Genomic DNA, 19,039 nt, shown 5'->3' on the forward strand with positions numbered 1-19,039 from the left:
TTTAATAAAAATGAACAGACAGAAAGGCTCGATTGGCTCATCTGTCTGTTCATCATACATGGATTAATTGGTTCCTAACTTACATAACTTGCGTACTGTCAGTGCGACCGAGTCTAACAAACCTGCCAAGAGGACCGGTAGCGAAGCTGTAACCGTAACGAGAATCCAGTCCCGAAGTCCAAGTGGTACCGTATGGAAGATAGGTTGTAGGGGTGAATAGTAAATGACTGCTAACAACAAGAGTACTGATGAGGCCACTGCCAAAAGCAAGGCTTTGTTATTAAATGGGGTTCTCTGAAAAATCGTCCCTTCTGAGCGACAATCAAATACATAGATTAATTGAGCCATAACCAATGTGGCAAAAGCGACTGTTTGTGAAATGATGAGATCATTTGGATACTGTATAAAAGTCAACCAAAAAGCAAGCAATGAGCATAAACCAATTAATAATCCACGTGTGAGAATCTTCCAGCCTACTCCCCTAGCAAAAACACTTTCCCTGCTGTTTCGAGGAACACGGGCCATTGTATTTTCCTCAGCAGGATCTACACCGAGTGCCATCGCCGGTAAACCATCCGTTACTAAATTTACCCATAAAATTTGAATCGGTAACAAGGGGAGAGGAAGCCCTATTAACATCGCAAAAAACATGACCAAAATCTCACCCACATTACTAGCTAACAAGTAACTAATAAATTTGCGAATGTTATCATAGATATGCCTTCCCTCTTCAATCGCGGAAACGATCGTTGCAAAGTTATCATCTGCTAGTATGAGAGAAGAGGCTTCTTTACTAACATCCGTCCCTGCTATCCCCATCGCAATCCCGATATTGGCTGCTTTTATAGCTGGGGCATCGTTTACACCATCTCCTGTCATCGCCACCACATGTCCTGCCTGCTGTAAGGCTTTTACGATTCGTAGTTTATGTTCGGGAGAAACTCGCGCATACACGTCAATCTCATTCACCCTACTTTGTAATTGCTCATCATTCATCTCGCTTAGTTGTTGTCCACTGATTGCTACTCCAGATGTTGATTTAATTCCTAATTCACAAGCAATTGCTTCCGCTGTAGCTTGGTGATCACCTGTAATCATAACCGTTTTAATACCAGCTTTTCGGCATATTTCAATCGCCTCTTTCACTTCCGGACGGGGTGGGTCCATCATTCCAGCTAGTCCGACGAAGATTAATTTCTGCTCAAGAGTTTTTTGGGGGCTTTGTTGTTCTCCTCTTCCTACTTCGCGGTAAGCAAACGCTAAGTTACGTAGTGCCATACTTGCTAAACTTTCATTTTGCTCTTGGACTTGCGCACGAAGTTTGTCTGAAAGATGAGTCACTTTTCCTTGGATAAGAGCGTGTGTACAGCTTTCTAGAAGCACATCTGGCGCCCCTTTGGCATACAGGAAACATTTGCCTGATGGGCTGTTTAACAGGACCGACATCATTTTTCGCTTCGAATCAAATGGGAACTCTCTCATTCGTTTCCATGAGTTCGTTAAGACATCTTGATATAAACCCGCCTTCCCACCAGCGACTAGAAGAGCTCCTTCTGTCGGATCACCATCTACTTGCCATGTATCCACCCGATCTGGCCCTATACGTTCTAACACAGCGTTATTACACAAGACCGAGATTTCTAAAAGTCGAGTAATGCCTAAATCTTTCTGGGGTGAGATAACCTGATTTTGAATTCGAAAACAGTCATGATGAGCAGAAATATTTGGATCTACCTCTACTTCTTTTCCCAATGTCCATAACCGGGTAACGGTCATCTTATTTTGTGTCAATGTCCCTGTTTTGTCTGAACAAATTACCGTTGCACAACCCAAAGTTTCCACAGAAGGCAATTTGCGCACGATGGCTCTTCTCCTGATCATACGCTGAACACCGAGCGCCAGAGCTACTGTTACAATGGCTGGTAATCCTTCCGGAATCGCGGCAACCGCTAAACTCACACCTGCTAAGAACATCTTATACATCTCTTGCCCATGCCAAATCCCTGTTCCAACCACTACAGCGGTCAAAAATAGCGCAGCGACAATTAACACCTTTCCCAATTGTTCTAGGCGATGCTGAAGGGGTGTCTCTGTCGATTCCGTTGCTTGAATCAGATGAGCTATTTTCCCCATCTCGGTTTGCATGCCTGTATTTACCACTAAACCAATACCAGTACCTTGAATCACTAAAGTTCCCATATATCCCATGTTTCTTCGATCACCTAACGGCACATCCGCACGAGGTAAACGACTTGATATTTTTTCAACGGGTAGCGATTCCCCCGTCAATGCTGATTCTTCTATACGTAGCGAAACGGCCTTAAAGAAGCGAACATCTGCTGGAATCCGATCTCCACCTTCAAGAAAAATAAGATCACCTGGAACTAATTCCTCAGCTTGAATTCGGATCCATTTTCCCTCCCGCATCACGCGAGCAGTAGGTGAGGAAAGCTTTTTAAGTGCTGCTAGAGATTTTTCCGCTTTTATCTCTTGGATAAAGCCTAGAACCGCATTTAACATCACAATCGCAATAATCGCAATCGCATCCGTATACTCACCCAGTAAACCCGAAATCAAGGTAGCCGCCAATAAGACCAGTACCATAAAATCTTTAAATTGATCTACAAAAACAGATACTAAGGAGGCTTTTTCGCCTTCACTAATCTGGTTCGGCCCTATTTGTTTTATTCTTTTTTTGACTTCATTTGCTGTAAGTCCCTTTTCTGGATCAACTCCCAGCTCTTGTGCGACCCGTTTTGGATCGAGATCAATCCACTGTCTTGTGTCCGACACACATAGTTCCCCCTTTGTCCCATGTTGCTCTGTACATGTTATTCAAGGACAAGTCAGTTCATTCGGACGAGTTATGGTTGATTCATATATTCAAACAAACATTTGACTGACGAAAACAAAAGCAATATAATACATTCAAACATATACTTGAATAAAGGACTGAGTGTCATGAACCCATCTTCTCTTAGATCAGAAGAACAATGCGAAGTTATCTGTGTTGACGAGTCCAAAGTGACACGTATTCAACAAGATCTGCAAACAGAAGACTTTGAAGGTACTGCTCAGCTATTTAAAGCATTGGCCGATCCAACACGGCTCAAAATCGCTTATGCTATCCATCAAGAAGGGGAGTTATGTGTCTGTGATATTGCCGAGATCATCTCATCCTCTATAGCGACCGCTTCCCATCATCTACGGTTGTTAAAAAAAATGGGGCTTGCCAAGATTCGAAAAGAAGGAAAACTCGTATACTACTCCTTAGACGATGACCATGTAAGTCAATTAATTCAACTTGCTTTTGTCCATCAGAAAGAGGTGAGATAAAATGACTCAAAATGATATGGCTCAAACAGCACAAGATGAAACCGTATATCGATTAGATAACCTAACATGTGGCTCCTGCGCGCCCAAGTTCGAAAAAAATGTAAAATCACTCCCAAATGTACGGGATTGTAAGGTTAATTTCGGTGCTTCTAAAATGACAGTATACGGAAAAGCGACGATCTCTGAATTAGAAGAAGCAGGTGCTTTCGATCATATTAAAGTTCGAACAGATCAGCAGGGGACTGCGGAAACAAAAAAGGTACCTTTTTGGAAGAATCGAGAAAATCTTCAACTTCTATTCTCTTTGGTATTGCTACTTCTAGGGGCTTTCGCCTCTTCTACTTTTGGAGAGAAGGAAGTCCTCACAATCACCCTTTATATTGGCTCCATTGTAGTCGGTGGATGGAGACTCTTCTTAAGTGGATTGAAAAATTTAGTTCGCCTGCAATTCGATATGAAAGTTTTGATGACGATTGCGATCCTCGGGGCGGCTGCGATTGGCGAATGGAGTGAAGGCGCAACCGTTGTCATCTTATTTGCCATCAGCGAATCGTTGGAACGGTACTCGATGGAACGTGCGCGAAAATCGATTCGTTCTCTAATGGAGATCGCGCCTAAGCAAGCTACGATTCGGCGAGACGGTAAAGAAATAACACTTTCAGTCGATGAAATTCAAGTAGGCGATCTGATGCTCGTAAAACCGGGACAAAAAATCCCGATGGATGGCATCATTAGCCTTGGATCTTCCTACGTAAATCAAGCACCCATCACGGGTGAGTCGATTCCTGTTAGCAAAGGTATAGGAGACGATGTATTCGCTGGAACGATTAATCAGGAAGGCTACTTGGAAATTCAAGTAACCAAACGGGTAAAAGACACCACTCTTTCCAAGATTGTTCACCTTGTAGAAGAAGCACAGGCAGAGCGTGCTCCCGCACAAGCCTTTGTGGATCGTTTTGCCAGATACTATACACCTGCGATCATGTTACTTGCTCTATTGATCGCCGTCCTCCCACCTCTTTTTATCGGCGGATGGTCCGAGTGGATTTATCGGGCTTTAGCGCTACTGGTTGTAGGGTGTCCTTGTGCACTCGTGATTTCTACACCTGTCGCCATCGTCACCGCAATTGGAAATGCGGCTCGCCATGGCGTACTCATTAAAGGCGGAATTCACTTAGAAACAGCAGGATCGATTGATACGATTGCTTTTGACAAAACCGGAACTTTGACCAAAGGAACTCCCACCGTCACCCACTTTGAAATGTTGTCCGAAGCAGAAACGGAAGAAACACTTCTTGATATTGCGTATGCTTTAGAAAAAAACTCCCAGCACCCGATTGCCGCCGCCATTTCACGCTATGCACAGGAACAGGGAGGAAAAGTGGAAAAACAAGTAGTAGCATTCACATCTGTCACGGGTAAAGGTGTAGAAGGTAGGATAGGAGAAACACTCTATCGCTTAGGGAAGCCGTCTTATATAGCAGAATCGCTCACAAACACCCTCCCTAACCCTGTCCAGCAAGCAGTCCAGCAACAACAAGCAAAGGGACAAACGGTTATGTTGTTAACAGCTGATCAGCAAGTACTGGCACTGTTCGCTGTTCAAGATGAGATTCGTTCGAATAGTGCAGACGTGATTCAACAATTGCACCGTGTTGGGATTAGACAAACGGTTATGTTAACAGGTGACAATCAAGCAACGGCACAGGTAATCGGGAAACAACTAGGCATCAGTCAGATTCAAGCGGAGCTATTGCCAGAAGATAAACTCGCACAGATTCAAGCGTTACGGAATCAAGGGGCTAAGGTCGCGATGGTTGGGGATGGAATTAATGATGCACCTGCGCTCGCGACCGCTAATCTAGGAATTGCGATGGGTGGGGCTGGTACAGATACCGCTTTAGAGACGGCAGATATCGCCCTCATGGGAGATGATTTGCAGAAGATCCCGTTTACGATTCGGTTAAGTCGAAAGGCTCTTCAAGTGATCAAGCAGAATATCTCGTTTGCGTTCGGGTTAAAATTGTTGGCTTTGTTGTTGATTATTCCGGGGTATTTGACTTTATGGATGGCGGTGTTTACCGATCTGGGTGGGACTTTGATTGTGACAGCTAATGCGTTGAGGCTGTTGCGAGTAGGAGAGAAGTAAGACCCGTATCTACATCGTTGAAATAATCCAAATGATGACTATGGAAAAAGCTCAGGGCTGTATCTGCCTGCGCCTCAAATAGTGAGTCCCGAGATATGAAATACAAACATCAAAAAAGAAGCTAGTTGTCAAAAGCTAGCTTCTTTGATTTATCAGACACAATTTTTTGATTGACGCTTTGTTTCGTGTTCAAGGCTTTATACTCGTATTTGAATATTCTACCGCGTCTGGATAGTGGATGGAATCTCCATCTGTTAGAAATACAGCTAGTAGCTTTTCTGACGCTTTGATGGACGAAAACGTATTATTATCTACGATTACGTAGGAAGCATCTTGGGGAAGGCGAGAACCGCTTATGATGGTATCACTTTTATATTCTGTAGTCACGTTATGTTCGGACTCTACTTCTTTGGTAAGGATTTCTTTCCATTCTTCTCGAGTAAACAGAATGCCTTTGCCCGCTGGAATCGAAGGGAGCGTACTTAGTTTTTCTAGATCTATTCCATTCCCTTTCGCTTTTTTGATCGTTTGAAAGACGCGTTTTTTGTGTAATGCTTCCGCTGTAGTTTTCGATAGGAAAAGAACTTTTTTGTCACCAACAATCCCTTCCTTGACGACATAAGTCTGCTGAGCAGAAATTTTATCCTTAGAAGTAGATAACACCCGTTGCACTTCTGCTTTATCTCCTAACACGATAGCTCCATTATGTCGACCGAAATAATGAAGAGCATCTGCTCTAAAGAAAAAATAAGCACCAATGAATACAGCAACGATACTAACGAAAATAAAAAACTTCTTCATAAACCACTGCTCCCTTATTTATTCATACTATTTCAATTTACACATTACAATTTACTGTGTATCGCTTATGGCTTCCATCGATTTTCATTACACATACCTTACTTGCTTGTAAGATTTCTGTTCTACATCATATCTTCCTAGCCACCACCCTATTCATAGCATGTCTATGTGGAATACCTGATGAATTACAATTCATAATGTCCTCTGAACTACTCTCTATCAACCAGTCATGATAATGCGATAATAACTCTCCCGACCTCCAATCATGATGATTTGGTTCGTTTTCGGGTGGAGGTGGAATGAAGGGCTTTTGTACGAATACGTTGAAGAAATGCATTCCCCCTGGATGGGTATAGTCCTTGTAGTTTTGAAATAGCTCTTCTCGATACTTAAGGCTTATATAATGGAGTACTCCACTGGAGAAGAGAATGTCAAAGTGAGTGTTTAGTCGAAAGTCTAGTAAATCGGCTTTAAACACCTTTACCTCTACTCCCACGTGGTCAGCCAGTCTCTTCGTTTTTTCAATTCCTGCATCTGAAATGTCAAATGCGGTTACATCATAGCCATTTCTTGCAAAAAAGACCGCATTTCTCCCCTCCCCGCATCCAATATCTAATAGTTTCACATTCCGAATAGGTGGTATATATTCGAGAATCTGATAGCAGTCTGCATTCGGCTGGAACCCCCAGTAGTAATCTGGTGTTTCGTAAGCTTTTTCGTAAATCGTAATTTGTTTATCATGGGAAACGTAGCCCAATAATTTATCTATGCTTACTTCCAGTATCTTCGATATCGCAGGAAGCAGTGTAATATCTGGCATAGCTTGTTCATTCTCCCATTTTGAGATCGCCTGATGGGTAATTCCTAATGAATGCGCAAGTCTTTCTTGTGTCAATCCCTTTTCTTTTCGATAACGATAAATGTTTTTAGCAATTTGGTTCATCATTTTGTATCCACTCCTATAACGCAATTGTAATTGGATTGGGTGGAAGCAAACAATAACTTGTAAATTGACTTTTTTCTTTCTGCAACAGGAAGTTGAATTCAGGTACAATAGGAATACCGATAAATGTAATGGATAAAAGGACTGAATATACTTATGTCATTTGACGGAATCGTAACCCGTGCAGTTACACATGAACTGATAACCAAGTTGATTGGAGGACGAATCAGTAAAATCTACCAACCAAGTGATACAGAACTGATGCTATATATTCGTTCGCAAGGGCAAAACCATAAACTATACATATCTGCCCACCCTGCTTATCCTCGCTTCCAATTTACTGAGTCTCCTGTGGATCATCCAAAGGAACCGCCTATGTTTTGTATGCTTCTTCGCAAACATATGGAGGGTTCTTTGATTCAAGCGATCAGGCAGGTAGGCATGGAGCGGATTGTACAGATTGATATTCGAGGGGTAAACGAATTAGGGGATGAAGTACTGCGAAGGCTCTCGATTGAAATATTAGGTCGTACAAGTAATGTCATCCTGCTGGACCTTGAGACAAATCGAATCATGGATGCGCTTCGCCGGGTCCCTTACTCGGTAAGTAAAGTACGTCCAGTCTTACCCGGTCGGGATTATGAATATCCACCTGCTCAAGAGAAGCTAGACCCGTTTGAGGTGGATGAAACGACCTTTCTCTCTGGATTTGACTATCTTGCGGGCCGGCTAGACAAACAGTTAGTAAATCGGTTTCTCGGACTGGGCCCTTTAGTTGCCAAAGAGATTGTGTTTCGTGCAGGGATCGGAGATCGAAAAAATCTGTGGAATGCTTTTCATCAGCTAATAGAGGAGTTTCGTACTCATCAATATCAACCAACCCGTGTGGAAGTAGAGGGAAGGCATTATTTCTATGGCACGGAACTAACCCACCTATCGGGTGAGTATCTTCATTTTGAAACGATGAGCGAGTGCCTCGATTCATTTTATTACGGAAAAGCAGATCGCGATCGAATTCGCGGGCAGACGCTAGATCTCATTAAACGATTGACGAATGAGCTGGAGAAAAACGAGAAGAAAATCGAAATACTACGCAAGGAAGTTGCTGAATCGGATTTAGTGGAAGAAGAGCGTATCAAGGGGGAACTGTTAACGACATATATGCACGAACTACAGCGTGGAGACTCGTTTGTCCGTCTTGTTAACTACTATGATCCAGAAGAAAAACAGATCGAGATTCAGTTAGACCCTCTACTCTCCCCTTCTGAAAATGCACAACGATATTATAAACGTTATAACAAACGAAAAGCATCCAAGAAGTACAATCTGGAACAGATCGCCATCGCGCAAGAAGAGATTCAGTATTTAGAATCGGTACTTGTATTGTTAGAAAACAGCTCTTTAAAAGAAGTGGAACAGATTCGGGAAGAGCTGGAAGAAGAATGCTGGATACGTACACAGCGTCGCCCGAATCGAAAGAAGAAAGAGAAGCCGAATCCCATCAGTATGTATGCAAAAGATGGGACGCTCATTTTAGTGGGGAAAAATAATAAGCAAAATGATTATCTCACCCATCAACTCGCCCATAACTCCGATACATGGCTTCATACCAAAGATATCCCCGGCTCACATGTCGTCATTCGTAGTAAAGAAATCAGTGAGGAAACGCTTTTAGAGGCGGCTACACTAGCGGCATATTACAGCAAAGCCCGCGAGTCGAGTCAAGTTCCAGTTGATTATGTCACAATCAAGCATGTGAAAAAGCCTGCAGGTGCTCGTCCTGGATTTGTTATTTATGAAAATCAACAAACATTGTATGTAACCCCAGATGAAAATATCGTTCGCGAGATGTTAAAGCGGACCAAACCCAAAGCACATTAATCCTTTACAGATGGGGAGTCTGAGGATGAAAACCATATTGCTAACTGGATTTGAAGCATTTGGAGGGGAGAAAATCAATCCCTCACTGGAGATTGCAAAAGCTCTTGATGAAAGGGAAACGGAAACATATAAGATCGTTTCTTTTGAACTTCCTTGTGTTTTTGGAGAAGCGATTGATCAATTAAGGTTGGCTTTACAAGAAGTAAAGCCTGATATTGTGATTTGTGTGGGACAGGCTGGGGGGCGCTCTGACCTATCCATCGAACGAATCGCGATTAATATAGATGACGCGGGAATCCCCGATAATAAAGGGAATCAGCCGATCGATGAGCCCATTATCAAGGAAGGACCTGCAGCATTTTGGTCCAGCTTACCGATTAAAGCGATTGTGAAGCATTTACGTGATGCTGGACTACCTGCCTCCGTCTCTCAAACAGCTGGAACCTATGTATGCAACCACGTTTTTTACGGACTCATGCATGAAATTAGAAAAAGTAGTATTCGTGGCGGGTTTATCCATATCCCTTTTCTACCCGAGCAGATCCAAACGCGCCCCCTGATGGCATCCCTGCCTTTAAATGAAATGATACGCGGGATTGAGATAGCGATTCAAGTATCTGTGGGCTATGAACAAGATCTGCTCCTAGAAGGCGGACAAACTCATTAAAAAAAAACGACTGAGCTGGCCAAGTAGCTCAGTCGTTTTTTTATTAGAATAAACATAATAATCTGTTATAATCATATTAACAACCTTTTGTACGAAAGTGAGTTGTCTCTCCGTGAAGGTGGAATTTCATTTCTGGTTTCCATTTCTCTATTTTTGTGTGATCCTTTTTCATCTTCTTGGGTTTGATCAAAAACAAATCTTATTGGATCTAACAAGTCCCTTGCGTTGGTATGAACTAGCACAAGGTGGAGTCGGTTTCTCTTCCATTGGTATCTATTTGTACAGTATGTTGATATGGTATGCATTTGGATGGTTACTAGATGGTTTGATTTTACTGATTGGTAGAGGAAAGCAATCCAAATGAAAAAGGTTTTGATATCTTCAATCTGTGGAGACAGGGGTGTAGCGGCCAATGCGTACAGATAAAACCAGTCCTTTCACATGGGTACAAAGAAGCATTGGATTATGTATCTATCTCATGATTACGATCTTCCTTCCATCTCCAGCATTCCTATTTCTGCTGGCAACCCTGTATCTACTCTTTAGTACCGCCAAGTATGAGATTCAGCAGCAACGATCCGAATCCCTTATCCGATTTGCATTTCTCCTGTTTAGCTTAGGAAGTTTGCATGACATCGGTCGAACAGAGCACTTTGGAATAGCTAGTTTTTTAGGCGGCCTGATCGGCTGGACTATCTTCCTTTTTGTATACGGCAGACAACTTCATAGCCACCTCTCCCGCTCTTCTGATTCACCTGTCGAAGTGATCCTTCATCCAGTCGTTATCGATTGGCTCCAACGGATTTGGGGGTTCCTTGTTTTTGTATTGTGTGCCCTGTTTGACCCTTATCACATCGATACTCTTATCTTTGCAGGGAAGCTATACTGTTTTATCTCCACCATTAAATATCTCCTTCGGAAACAATATGAAAAAGGATACACCCGTCTCAGCTTCGTCATGATCCCTATTGCTATCAAAACGGATACAGGGTTTCAAGGAATGTGGCAAGACTGGTTTCAACTCGTTTTTTGCCTCTTCTGTTTTGGAATTGTAGGATATTTAAATTGGGAGAAATAAAAAAAGTCGATCTCCTCGAACATATCGCTTGGAGATCGACTTTTTTAGATGTTTATTACTTCTTTGATACAGGTGTTCGACTTCCAGGCTTGACGACAGGAGTCCCTTCTGCACAAAGAGGACACTCCTCTGCTTCCCACGACTGAATCTCGATTGGCATCAGAGCACGGTAAGGTACAGTGAAAGGTGTTTTCCCTTGGCTTCGATCAACGATGGAACCAATTCCAACTACATCCGCCCCCATTCCTTCTAAAAGGGTAACCACTTCTTGTACCGAGCCACCTGTGGTAACGACATCCTCTACTGCTAGAACGCGTTCTCCCATTTCTACTTCAAATCCACGACGAAGTTCCATAACGCCCTCTTTTCGTTCGGCAAATAGACAGCGAACTCCTAAGGCACGAGCTACTTCATGAGCGATCACCACTCCGCCAAGTGCAGGACCTACTACCACATCAATCTCTAAATCACGAAACAGATTCGCGATGGCTTGTCCTGCTTGCTCTGCATCTGATGGGTGTTGAAGTAACTGAGCACATTGCATATATTGTTTGCTATGTCGCCCTGAAGAAAGAAGAAAATGTCCCTCTTTTACAACTCCAGTACGTGTGAGTGCTTCGGATAAATTCCATTCTGGTTTCATCTGTGATTCCCCCTGGCGTCTATGATTTCTTGTAGGATTTGATGATACGCTTTGAGTGGATCAAGTGCATGGGTAATCGCGCGTCCGACTACTAGATGATCTGCTCCTGCCTGAATCGCCGCAGTCGGAGTGACAACTCTTTTCTGATCGTTTACAGAGGCTCCTACAGGGCGAATCCCTGGTGTTACGGCTAGAAAGAAAGGCTCTGTCGCATCTTTAATCGCTCTTGCTTCTTGACCTGAACAGATCACTCCATCCGCCCCTGCTTGATGAGCAAGCTTGGCTGATCGTAAAACCGCTTGCTCCATTGAACCGTTGATGCCGATTTCATCGTGTAACATTTCCTCGTGCGTACTTGTCAGTTGGGTAACCGCTAGAAGACGGGTCCGACATTCGGAAGAGGAAGCACATTTCTCAGCAGATTCACGAGCATGCTTTATCATCTCAGAGCCTCCCATGGCATGAAGGGTTAAGAAATCTACATCTAGCTTGCTAATCGATTCTACTGCTTTGGCTACCGTATTCGGTATGTCGTGTAGCTTTAAATCAAGAAAAATTGAGTATCCTTCTTGTTTTCGCTCATAGATCCAACGTGGGCCTGTTGCATAGAACAATTGGTAACCTACTTTAATCCACGGTTTTTCTTCCCCCTGCCAATGGGTAAGAAATTTCTCTGCATCCTCTCCAGATGGTAGATCTAGAGCGATCATCAATTGGCGACGTGCTTGATCCATACTCAAAACCCTTCCTATAAAATGCTATGAAATGCGGTGCGGGTGTTTCAGGGTCCTTACCTGACTCTCTATTCATCCAATAAACACAGCTTCTTGTTTTTTTGTCACCACTGGCGGACTCATTGGCTCCGCTGACATATGAATCGACTCCAATGTAGTAAGAAGGGCTTCCACCGTATCCAAGGATGTGAGACAAGCTATTCCGTGCTCAACTGCTTCTCGGCGGATGCGGAACCCGTCACGAGCGGGAGTCTTGCCTCTGGTCCAGGTATTTACGACTAGATCGGCTTCCCCTTTGCGAATGAGGTCGATAATGTTCGGGGAGCCTTCTGTTAGTTTGCAGACACGTCTTACGGGAAGTCCTGCTTCTTCGAGTGCATCTGCCGTTCCAGCTGTTGATACAATCTGGAAACCAAGCTGGTGGAAACGGCGCATGAGCGGGATCGCTTCATCTTTCTCTTTGTCACCGATGGTGGCTACAATGGTTCCAAAGCGAGGCATATGAATACCTGCGGCAACGAGACCTTTATAGACAGCGCGAGCATAATCACGATCTCGGCCCATCACTTCACCAGTTGATTTCATCTCTGGTCCTAGTGTAACATCTACCCTGCGCAATTTAGCGAAGGAGAAGACGGGCACTTTTACAGCCACTTCTGGAGCCTCAGGCCATAAGCCTTCTTCATACCCCTGGTCTTGTAGCGTTTCTCCAAGCATGATGCGGGTGGCTACTTGTGCCATTGGGATTCCGGTTACTTTGCTCAAGAAAGGCACGGTTCGAGAAGCTCGAGGGTTTACTTCTAGCACATACATCTCTTCTTTATAGAGAACAAACTGGATATTGATTAGACCTCTTGTTTGAAGGGACTTAGCAATATTTGTAGTGATCTCTACCAATTTCTGCTTGTGGGTTTCGGTGATAAATTGGGGTGGATAGACGGCAATTGAGTCTCCTGAGTGAACACCCGCTCGTTCGATATGTTCCATAATTCCTGGAATGAGCACTGTTTCGCCATCACATATTGCATCCACTTCTAACTCTTTCCCTAGTAAATAGCGGTCGATGAGAACCGGATGTTCTGGATTTACTTTCACCGCTTGCACCATGTATTGTCTCAGTTCAGCTTCACCGTAGACGATCTCCATCGCCCTGCCTCCTAGTACATAAGAAGGGCGGACTAGTACGGGATAGCCCAGTTTCGTTGCTGTCTCCACAGCCGCTTCAATTGAGGTAACAGCCGCTCCAGGTGGTTGTGCGATTCCAGTTTCACTTAAAAGTTTCTCGAATTTTTTTCGATCCTCTGCTCGATCGATCTCTTCCAAGGATGTACCTAAAATCGGAATCCCTTCTTCCCGTAGGTCCCGAGCTAAGTTAAGTGCCGTTTGTCCACCAAACTGCACAATGACGCCAACTGGATTCTCTTTTTCAATAATGTGGAGCACATCTTCTCTATGAAGTGGCTCAAAGTAAAGCCGGTCGGAAGTATTAAAGTCGGTCGAAACCGTTTCCGGGTTGTTATTAATAATAACCGCTTCCATCCCCGCCTCACGGATCGCCCAGATCGCGTGTACCGTAGCATAGTCAAACTCTACCCCTTGACCAATGCGAATGGGACCTGATCCGAGTACGAGTACGGTCTTTTTATTGCTTTTCTTTCCTTCGTCCTCTTGCTCGTAAGTTGAGTAGTAATAAGGGGTTGCGGCTTCAAACTCAGCGGCACACGTATCTACTATTTTATATACAGGTTTGATTTGTAGTTCTTTTCGTAGATCTCGAACATGACGTTCTGTTTCTCTTCGCAGACGAGCAATCGTAGAATCCGTGAAGCCCATTCGTTTAGCTTCTAACATGAGCTCATGTGATAACGATTCCTCCTTTGCAATCTTTTCTTCTAAGCTTATAATGCGCCCGATTTTATAAAGGAAGAATCGGTCAATCTTCGTAATCTCATAGGCAGTTTCTAGCGAACATCCTCTGCGGAACCATTCTCCTAGCAGGTAAAGTCGCTCATCATCCGCTTCGGCGAGTCGCTTCTCTAACTCTTCTTGGGTTAATTGCTTCGCTTCGGCAAGTTCGATGTGATCTAGCCCGATCTCCAAAGAACGAACTGCTTTAAGCAGAGATTCTTCTAGTGTACGACCGATCGCCATTACTTCCCCTGTGGCTTTCATCTGCGTTCCAAGACGACGATTGGCAGAGATAAACTTATCAAACGGCCAGCGCGGAATCTTGCTAACCACGTAATCAAGAGCAGGTTCAAAGCAAGCGTATGTTTGACCTGTTACCGGATTTTTTAGTTCATCTAGTGTGTAGCCCAGCGCTATTTTCGCCGCAATCCGCGCGATCGGGTAACCCGTTGCTTTGGAAGCAAGAGCACTGGAACGGCTTACCCGCGGATTTACTTCGATCACATAGTATTGGAAGCTATGTGGATCGAGGGCGTACTGCACATTGCATCCCCCTTTAATATCAAGGGCGCGGATGATTTTAAGCGCAGAGCTACGAAGCATATGATATTCACGATCTGATAACGTTTGACTCGGAGCAAACACAATACTGTCCCCTGTATGAACCCCTACTGGATCAAAGTTTTCCATATTACAAACCACGATACAGTTATCATTCGCATCGCGCATCACTTCGTACTCAATCTCTTTCATTCCCGCGATGCTCTGTTCAATCAGGCATTGGGTAATGGGACTATATCGCAATCCATTATCTACAATCTCTCGGAGTTCCGCTTCATCTTTTGCAATTCCGCCACCTGTACCCCCTAATGTATAAGCAGGACGTACGATAACCGGATATCCATTGCTCGTAGCGAAGGATACAGCTTCTTCAACTGTGTTCACAATCACACTTGAAGGAACCGGTTCATTTATCTCGTACATCAAAGTACGAAACTCATCCCGATCTTCTGCACAGGTAATCGCTCGTAAATCGGTACCAAGCAGTTTCACACCTTCTCGTTCCAGTACACCTTGTTTAGCCAACTCCACCGCTAGGTTAAGACCTGTCTGTCCACCTAATGTCGGGAGCAAGCCATCTGGACGCTCTCTGCGAATAATTTGTGTAACAAACTCGGGAGTAAGAGGTTCAATGTAAACTCGATCCGCCATGTTGGTATCGGTCATAATCGTTGCCGGGTTGGAGTTGATCAGGATTACTTCCACTCCCTCTCCCTTCAACGCTTGACAAGCTTGTGTTCCTGCATAATCAAACTCTGCTGCTTGGCCAATCACGATAGGACCAGAACCAATTACTAGGATTTTCTTAAGTGTAAGATCTTTAGGCACGAACCTTCTCCCCTTTCTTCTCATAGGCATCTTTTCCGTGTTCCATCATTTCCATAAAACGGTCAAATAGATAGCCGGAATCAAGTGGTCCAGGAGCCGATTCTGGGTGATATTGCACACTAAATGCTGGGAAATCGAGATGTTCTACTCCCTCTATCGTTCCATCATTTAACGCCACATGACTAATGCGTAACCTCGTGCGATCAATCGATTCCGCCGTTACCGTGTAGCCATGATTTTGTGCTGTCATCACCGTTCGCCCAGAAGATATTTCTTTGACCGGGTGATTCCCCCCACGGTGTCCAAACTTCAACTTCTCTGTATCTGCCCCACAAGCTAGCGAAAGGAGTTGATGACCGAGACAGATGCCAAAAATGGGCACTTTTCCGAGTAGAGACCGCACGGTTTCGATCGCCTCTGGAACATCTTTGGGATCCCCAGGCCCATTCGTTAAGATAACCCCATCTGGCCGATAACGGAGGATTTCTTCCGCTGTTGTACGATATGGCACCGAAATCACTTCACCATTTCGTTCTGATAACTCTCGCTGAATATTGTGCTTACTACCAAAGTCCATCAACACCACTCTTTTTCCAGTGTTGGGACTGATATGCACGCTACGAGTACTTACATTCTTCACTTGATCTGTAATCAAAGGCGTATTACGCAATACTTCTTGTAATTCGTCTTCTGAGGCCGTACCTGTAGTTAAAATCCCCCTCATCGTTCCATGCAAGCGAATTTTTCGGGTCAGCATGCGTGTATCAATTCCGGAGATCCCTACGATTTTGTGTAACTTCAACCACTCGTCAATCGAGTCTTCTTGCCGCCAATTACTCATGTATTCGGCGTGCTCCCTAACAATTAATCCAAATGCGTAAGGGCGAATCGATTCATCATCATCACGAGTAAAACCATAATTTCCGATAAGCGGATAGGTAAGCGTGATCATCTGTCCATAGTAAGAAGGATCGGTTAAAATCTCCTGATATCCAGTCATACTCGTATTAAACACCACTTCACCTACAGAGGTTCCTTCTGCACCGAATGATTTCCCAACTAAACATGTTCCATCTTCTAACAACAACCGTGCCTGCTTCATATGGATCTCCTCCTTCTACTTCTCGTTTTCTTGATACGTAATCATTCCATTTAGTAAGGTAAGTACGGGCCATCCTTTACATTTCCAACCTGTGAATGGCGTATTCTTTCCTTTCGAGTAGAAGCTCGCAGGATCGATCTCTTTTTCTATCTCTAAATCGATTACGGTGAGGTCGGCTCGCTTCCCCTCAGCTAGTTCGCCGTATGGAAGCCCAAAGATTTCTGCTGGTTTCCTTGTCATCTTCTCTACCAGCTCAGACAAGAGTAGTTCACCTGTGCAAACTAGATGTGTATACATCAGTGGAAATGCGGTTTCAAGTCCAACGATGCCAAATGGTGCCTGTTCCATTCCCATCGCTTTTTCTTCCAATGTATGAGGCGCATGATCCGTAGCGATGATCTCAATGGTACCATCTTTCAAACCGGCAATAAGTGCGGCACGATCCTCAGCTGAACGAAGCGGCGGGTTCATCTTATACAGTGGATCCAGTCCTGGAATCTCTCTATCTGTCAGAAGTAAGTGGTGTGGAGTTACTTCCGCTGTCACCTTTTGCCCACGCGATTTTGCTTCTCGCACAAGGCGAACCGATTGTTCTGTACTAATGTGGCAAACATGATAATGAACCCCCACATCCTCCGCTAACAAGATATCCCTACCTACATGAATCGCCTCTGCTTCATTAGGAATTCCTAGCAATCCATGCTTTTTTGCAAACTCTCCATCATGGACACAGCCACTTTTTGCAAGCGTATCATCCTCACAGTGTGCCACAATCGATAAGCCGAGTTCATGTGCTTTTCGCATTGCCTCCTTCATCATGTGACTATTCTGTACTCCCACTCCATCATCCGAAAGTGCGACGATTCCTGCTTTTTTTAGCGCCCTAAAGTCCGTTAGCTCCTGTCCTAATTCGCGGATCGTAATCGCTCCAAGTGGTAAGACGCGAGCTTTTCCTACACGCTTAGCTTCCTGAATAATCTTCTCTACTGTTTCGGGTGTATCAATGACAGGCCTTGTATTTGGCATGCAAGCAATCGTCGTAAAACCACCACGTGCCGCCGCTAAACTCCCTGTCTCAATCGTTTCTTTCTTTTCAAATCCAGGTTCTCGAAGATGAACATGCATGTCAATCAATCCCGGAATGACTAGCTTACCTGCGAGGGGGATCACATGCATTTTATCCTCCGCTTGAATTTCGGAAGCCATTTGTACTACTTTGCTTCCTTCGATTAAAATATCTTGTTTGATCAAGGTATTATCCTTGCTTAGTATTTGTCCATTTTGTAATAATAGTCGCATTTTAGTGTCCTCCTCTTCCTAAATAAGCCCGTTCTAACACAGCCATCCGTGTCCACACCCCATTGCACATCTGCGTAAAAATCTTAGAACGCGGATATTCTACTACTTCATCTGCAATCTCTACCCCGCGATTCATCGGTGCCGGATGCATGAGAATGGCATGAGATTTCATCTGAGCAAATCGTTCTTGCGACATACCGTAGCTTTGCAGGTAAGCCTCTGCACCCTCAAATACCTTTTGTTCATGACGCTCTAATTGCACCCTGAGCAACATCACTACATCTGAACTCCGAATCGCTTCCTCAAAATCCACATAACGGACCCGCTTTTCGATCTCTGCGTCCCTCATCATAGGAGGACCACTCACAACTACTTCGGCTCCAAATTTCTGTAACGACCAAATGTTGGAGCGAACCACACGACTATGTTTTAAATCCCCAATGATCGCGACACGTAATCCTTTTATCTCATCACCAAAGTGCCCCCAGATGGTGTATAAGTCTAATAAAGCTTGCGTTGGATGGGCCCAAGAACCTGCACCTGCATTAATAAATGTACAACCTGTATCTTGCTTCGCTAATTCCGTAATCACTCTTTCATCTCGATGGCGAATGACAACCGTCTCCACTCCAATCGAAGAGAGTAGTTTCACCGTGTCATACATGGACTCACCCTTCGTCGTACTGGAGACCTCTTCACTAAAATGAAGTACATTTAAACCAAGACGTTTTTCTGCAACCTCGAAGGAGAAGCGGGTGCGAGTGCTTGGTTCAAAAAAGAGATTCGCCACAAAGCGATTTTGAAACATTTTCGTGCTCTCTTCATGATGCTCTTCAAAAAAACGAGCTCGGCTCAGTAAACTCTGCATCTCTTCTTTACTGAGAAATTCAGTATCTAATAAATGCTGATATGGTTTCACCACGATAAAAGTCTCTCCCCCGCTCGAATGATCGTTTTATATAGAAAAAAACTCTTTACCAGTTGGCAAAGAGTTAGGTATCTACACAGAATAAGTCTACTTAGTGTGGTTCACTTAGCCCGTTATATACGTGTGCCCATGAACCGATTCTGTATATCCTTTCCCTTTGCCAGCCTCTCTGGACTATCTT

General features: G+C 44.1%; 15 protein-coding genes. 6 read left to right on the top strand and 9 right to left on the bottom strand.

Features of this window, described 5'->3' with window-relative positions; translation table 11 throughout:
- Window positions 1-63 precede the first annotated feature (63 nt).
- Window positions 64-2,793: a calcium-translocating P-type ATPase, SERCA-type gene (locus BLU58_RS06170; RefSeq protein WP_093291351.1), complete on the bottom strand. Its 2,730-nt coding sequence runs from the start codon at window positions 2,791-2,793 to the stop codon at window positions 64-66.
- 168 nt (window positions 2,794-2,961) lie between these two features.
- On the opposite strand from BLU58_RS06170, the gene BLU58_RS06175 reads away from it, so the two are divergent.
- Both BLU58_RS06175 and BLU58_RS06180 read left to right on the top strand, forming a co-directional pair.
- Window positions 2,962-3,336: an ArsR/SmtB family transcription factor gene (locus BLU58_RS06175; protein WP_093291352.1), complete on the top strand. Its 375-nt coding sequence runs from the start codon at window positions 2,962-2,964 to the stop codon at window positions 3,334-3,336.
- Window positions 3,337-3,352: 16 nt separating this feature from the next.
- Entirely contained in the window at window positions 3,353-5,485 is a 2,133-nt protein-coding gene (locus BLU58_RS06180) for a heavy metal translocating P-type ATPase (RefSeq protein WP_093291457.1), read from the top strand.
- Window positions 5,486-5,674: 189 nt separating this feature from the next.
- Here the strand turns inward: BLU58_RS06180 and BLU58_RS06185 are convergent, their stop codons facing one another.
- Both BLU58_RS06185 and BLU58_RS06190 read right to left on the bottom strand, forming a co-directional pair.
- Window positions 5,675-6,286: a lipoprotein BA_5634 family protein gene (locus BLU58_RS06185; protein ID WP_093291353.1), complete on the bottom strand. Its 612-nt coding sequence runs from the start codon at window positions 6,284-6,286 to the stop codon at window positions 5,675-5,677.
- Window positions 6,287-6,413: 127 nt separating this feature from the next.
- Window positions 6,414-7,232 carry a methyltransferase domain-containing protein gene (locus BLU58_RS06190; protein WP_093291354.1) on the bottom strand — a complete coding sequence of 273 codons (819 nt, stop codon included), beginning with the start codon at window positions 7,230-7,232 and terminating at the stop codon, window positions 6,414-6,416.
- 153 nt (window positions 7,233-7,385) lie between these two features.
- Here BLU58_RS06190 and BLU58_RS06195 point away from each other — a divergent pair, with 153 nt between their 5' ends.
- The 4 genes from BLU58_RS06195 (at window position 7,386) to BLU58_RS06210 (ending at window position 10,855) form a co-directional block, all read left to right on the top strand.
- Window positions 7,386-9,110 carry an Rqc2 family fibronectin-binding protein gene (locus BLU58_RS06195; protein WP_093291355.1) on the top strand — a complete coding sequence of 575 codons (1,725 nt, stop codon included), beginning with the start codon at window positions 7,386-7,388 and terminating at the stop codon, window positions 9,108-9,110.
- A 25-nt stretch (window positions 9,111-9,135) separates the two neighbouring features.
- Complete coding sequence (gene pcp / locus BLU58_RS06200) at window positions 9,136-9,777, top strand: pyroglutamyl-peptidase I (RefSeq protein WP_093291356.1); 642 nt, start codon at window positions 9,136-9,138, stop codon at window positions 9,775-9,777.
- Between the two features lie 112 nt (window positions 9,778-9,889).
- Window positions 9,890-10,141, top strand: coding sequence for a hypothetical protein (locus tag BLU58_RS06205; protein WP_093291357.1), 252 nt, complete (start codon window positions 9,890-9,892; stop codon window positions 10,139-10,141).
- A gap of 48 nt (window positions 10,142-10,189) precedes the next feature.
- The gene (locus BLU58_RS06210) at window positions 10,190-10,855 is read left to right on the top strand and encodes a hypothetical protein (RefSeq protein WP_093291358.1); all 666 of its coding nucleotides are present in this window, start codon (window positions 10,190-10,192) and stop codon (window positions 10,853-10,855) included.
- Between the two features lie 55 nt (window positions 10,856-10,910).
- On the opposite strand, the gene pyrE is transcribed toward BLU58_RS06210, so the two are convergent.
- From pyrE to BLU58_RS06240, 6 genes are all read right to left on the bottom strand, one after another.
- Window positions 10,911-11,498, bottom strand: coding sequence for an orotate phosphoribosyltransferase (gene pyrE / locus BLU58_RS06215; protein ID WP_093291359.1), 588 nt, complete (start codon window positions 11,496-11,498; stop codon window positions 10,911-10,913).
- Window positions 11,495-12,232 (bottom strand): orotidine-5'-phosphate decarboxylase, encoded by a 738-nt coding sequence (gene pyrF / locus BLU58_RS06220; protein WP_093291360.1) that lies wholly within the window; start codon window positions 12,230-12,232, stop codon window positions 11,495-11,497. The genes pyrE and pyrF overlap by 4 nt, the downstream gene beginning before the upstream one ends.
- A 72-nt stretch (window positions 12,233-12,304) precedes the next feature.
- On the bottom strand, window positions 12,305-15,529 hold the full coding sequence (carB, locus tag BLU58_RS06225; RefSeq protein ID WP_093291361.1) for a carbamoyl-phosphate synthase large subunit: 3,225 nt from the start codon (window positions 15,527-15,529) through the stop codon (window positions 12,305-12,307).
- Complete coding sequence (carA, locus tag BLU58_RS06230) at window positions 15,522-16,631, bottom strand: glutamine-hydrolyzing carbamoyl-phosphate synthase small subunit (protein ID WP_093291362.1); 1,110 nt, start codon at window positions 16,629-16,631, stop codon at window positions 15,522-15,524. The genes carB and carA overlap by 8 nt, the downstream gene beginning before the upstream one ends.
- A gap of 15 nt (window positions 16,632-16,646) precedes the next feature.
- Window positions 16,647-17,930 (bottom strand): dihydroorotase, encoded by a 1,284-nt coding sequence (locus BLU58_RS06235; RefSeq protein WP_093291363.1) that lies wholly within the window; start codon window positions 17,928-17,930, stop codon window positions 16,647-16,649.
- A gap of 1 nt (window position 17,931) precedes the next feature.
- The gene (locus tag BLU58_RS06240; protein WP_255404629.1) at window positions 17,932-18,852 is read right to left on the bottom strand and encodes an aspartate carbamoyltransferase catalytic subunit; all 921 of its coding nucleotides are present in this window, start codon (window positions 18,850-18,852) and stop codon (window positions 17,932-17,934) included.
- Between the last annotated feature and the right edge of the window lie 187 nt (window positions 18,853-19,039).

The sequence above is a fragment of the Thermoactinomyces sp. DSM 45892 genome, from assembly GCF_900107305.1.
Classification (GTDB): Bacteria; Bacillota; Bacilli; order Thermoactinomycetales; family Thermoactinomycetaceae; genus Baia.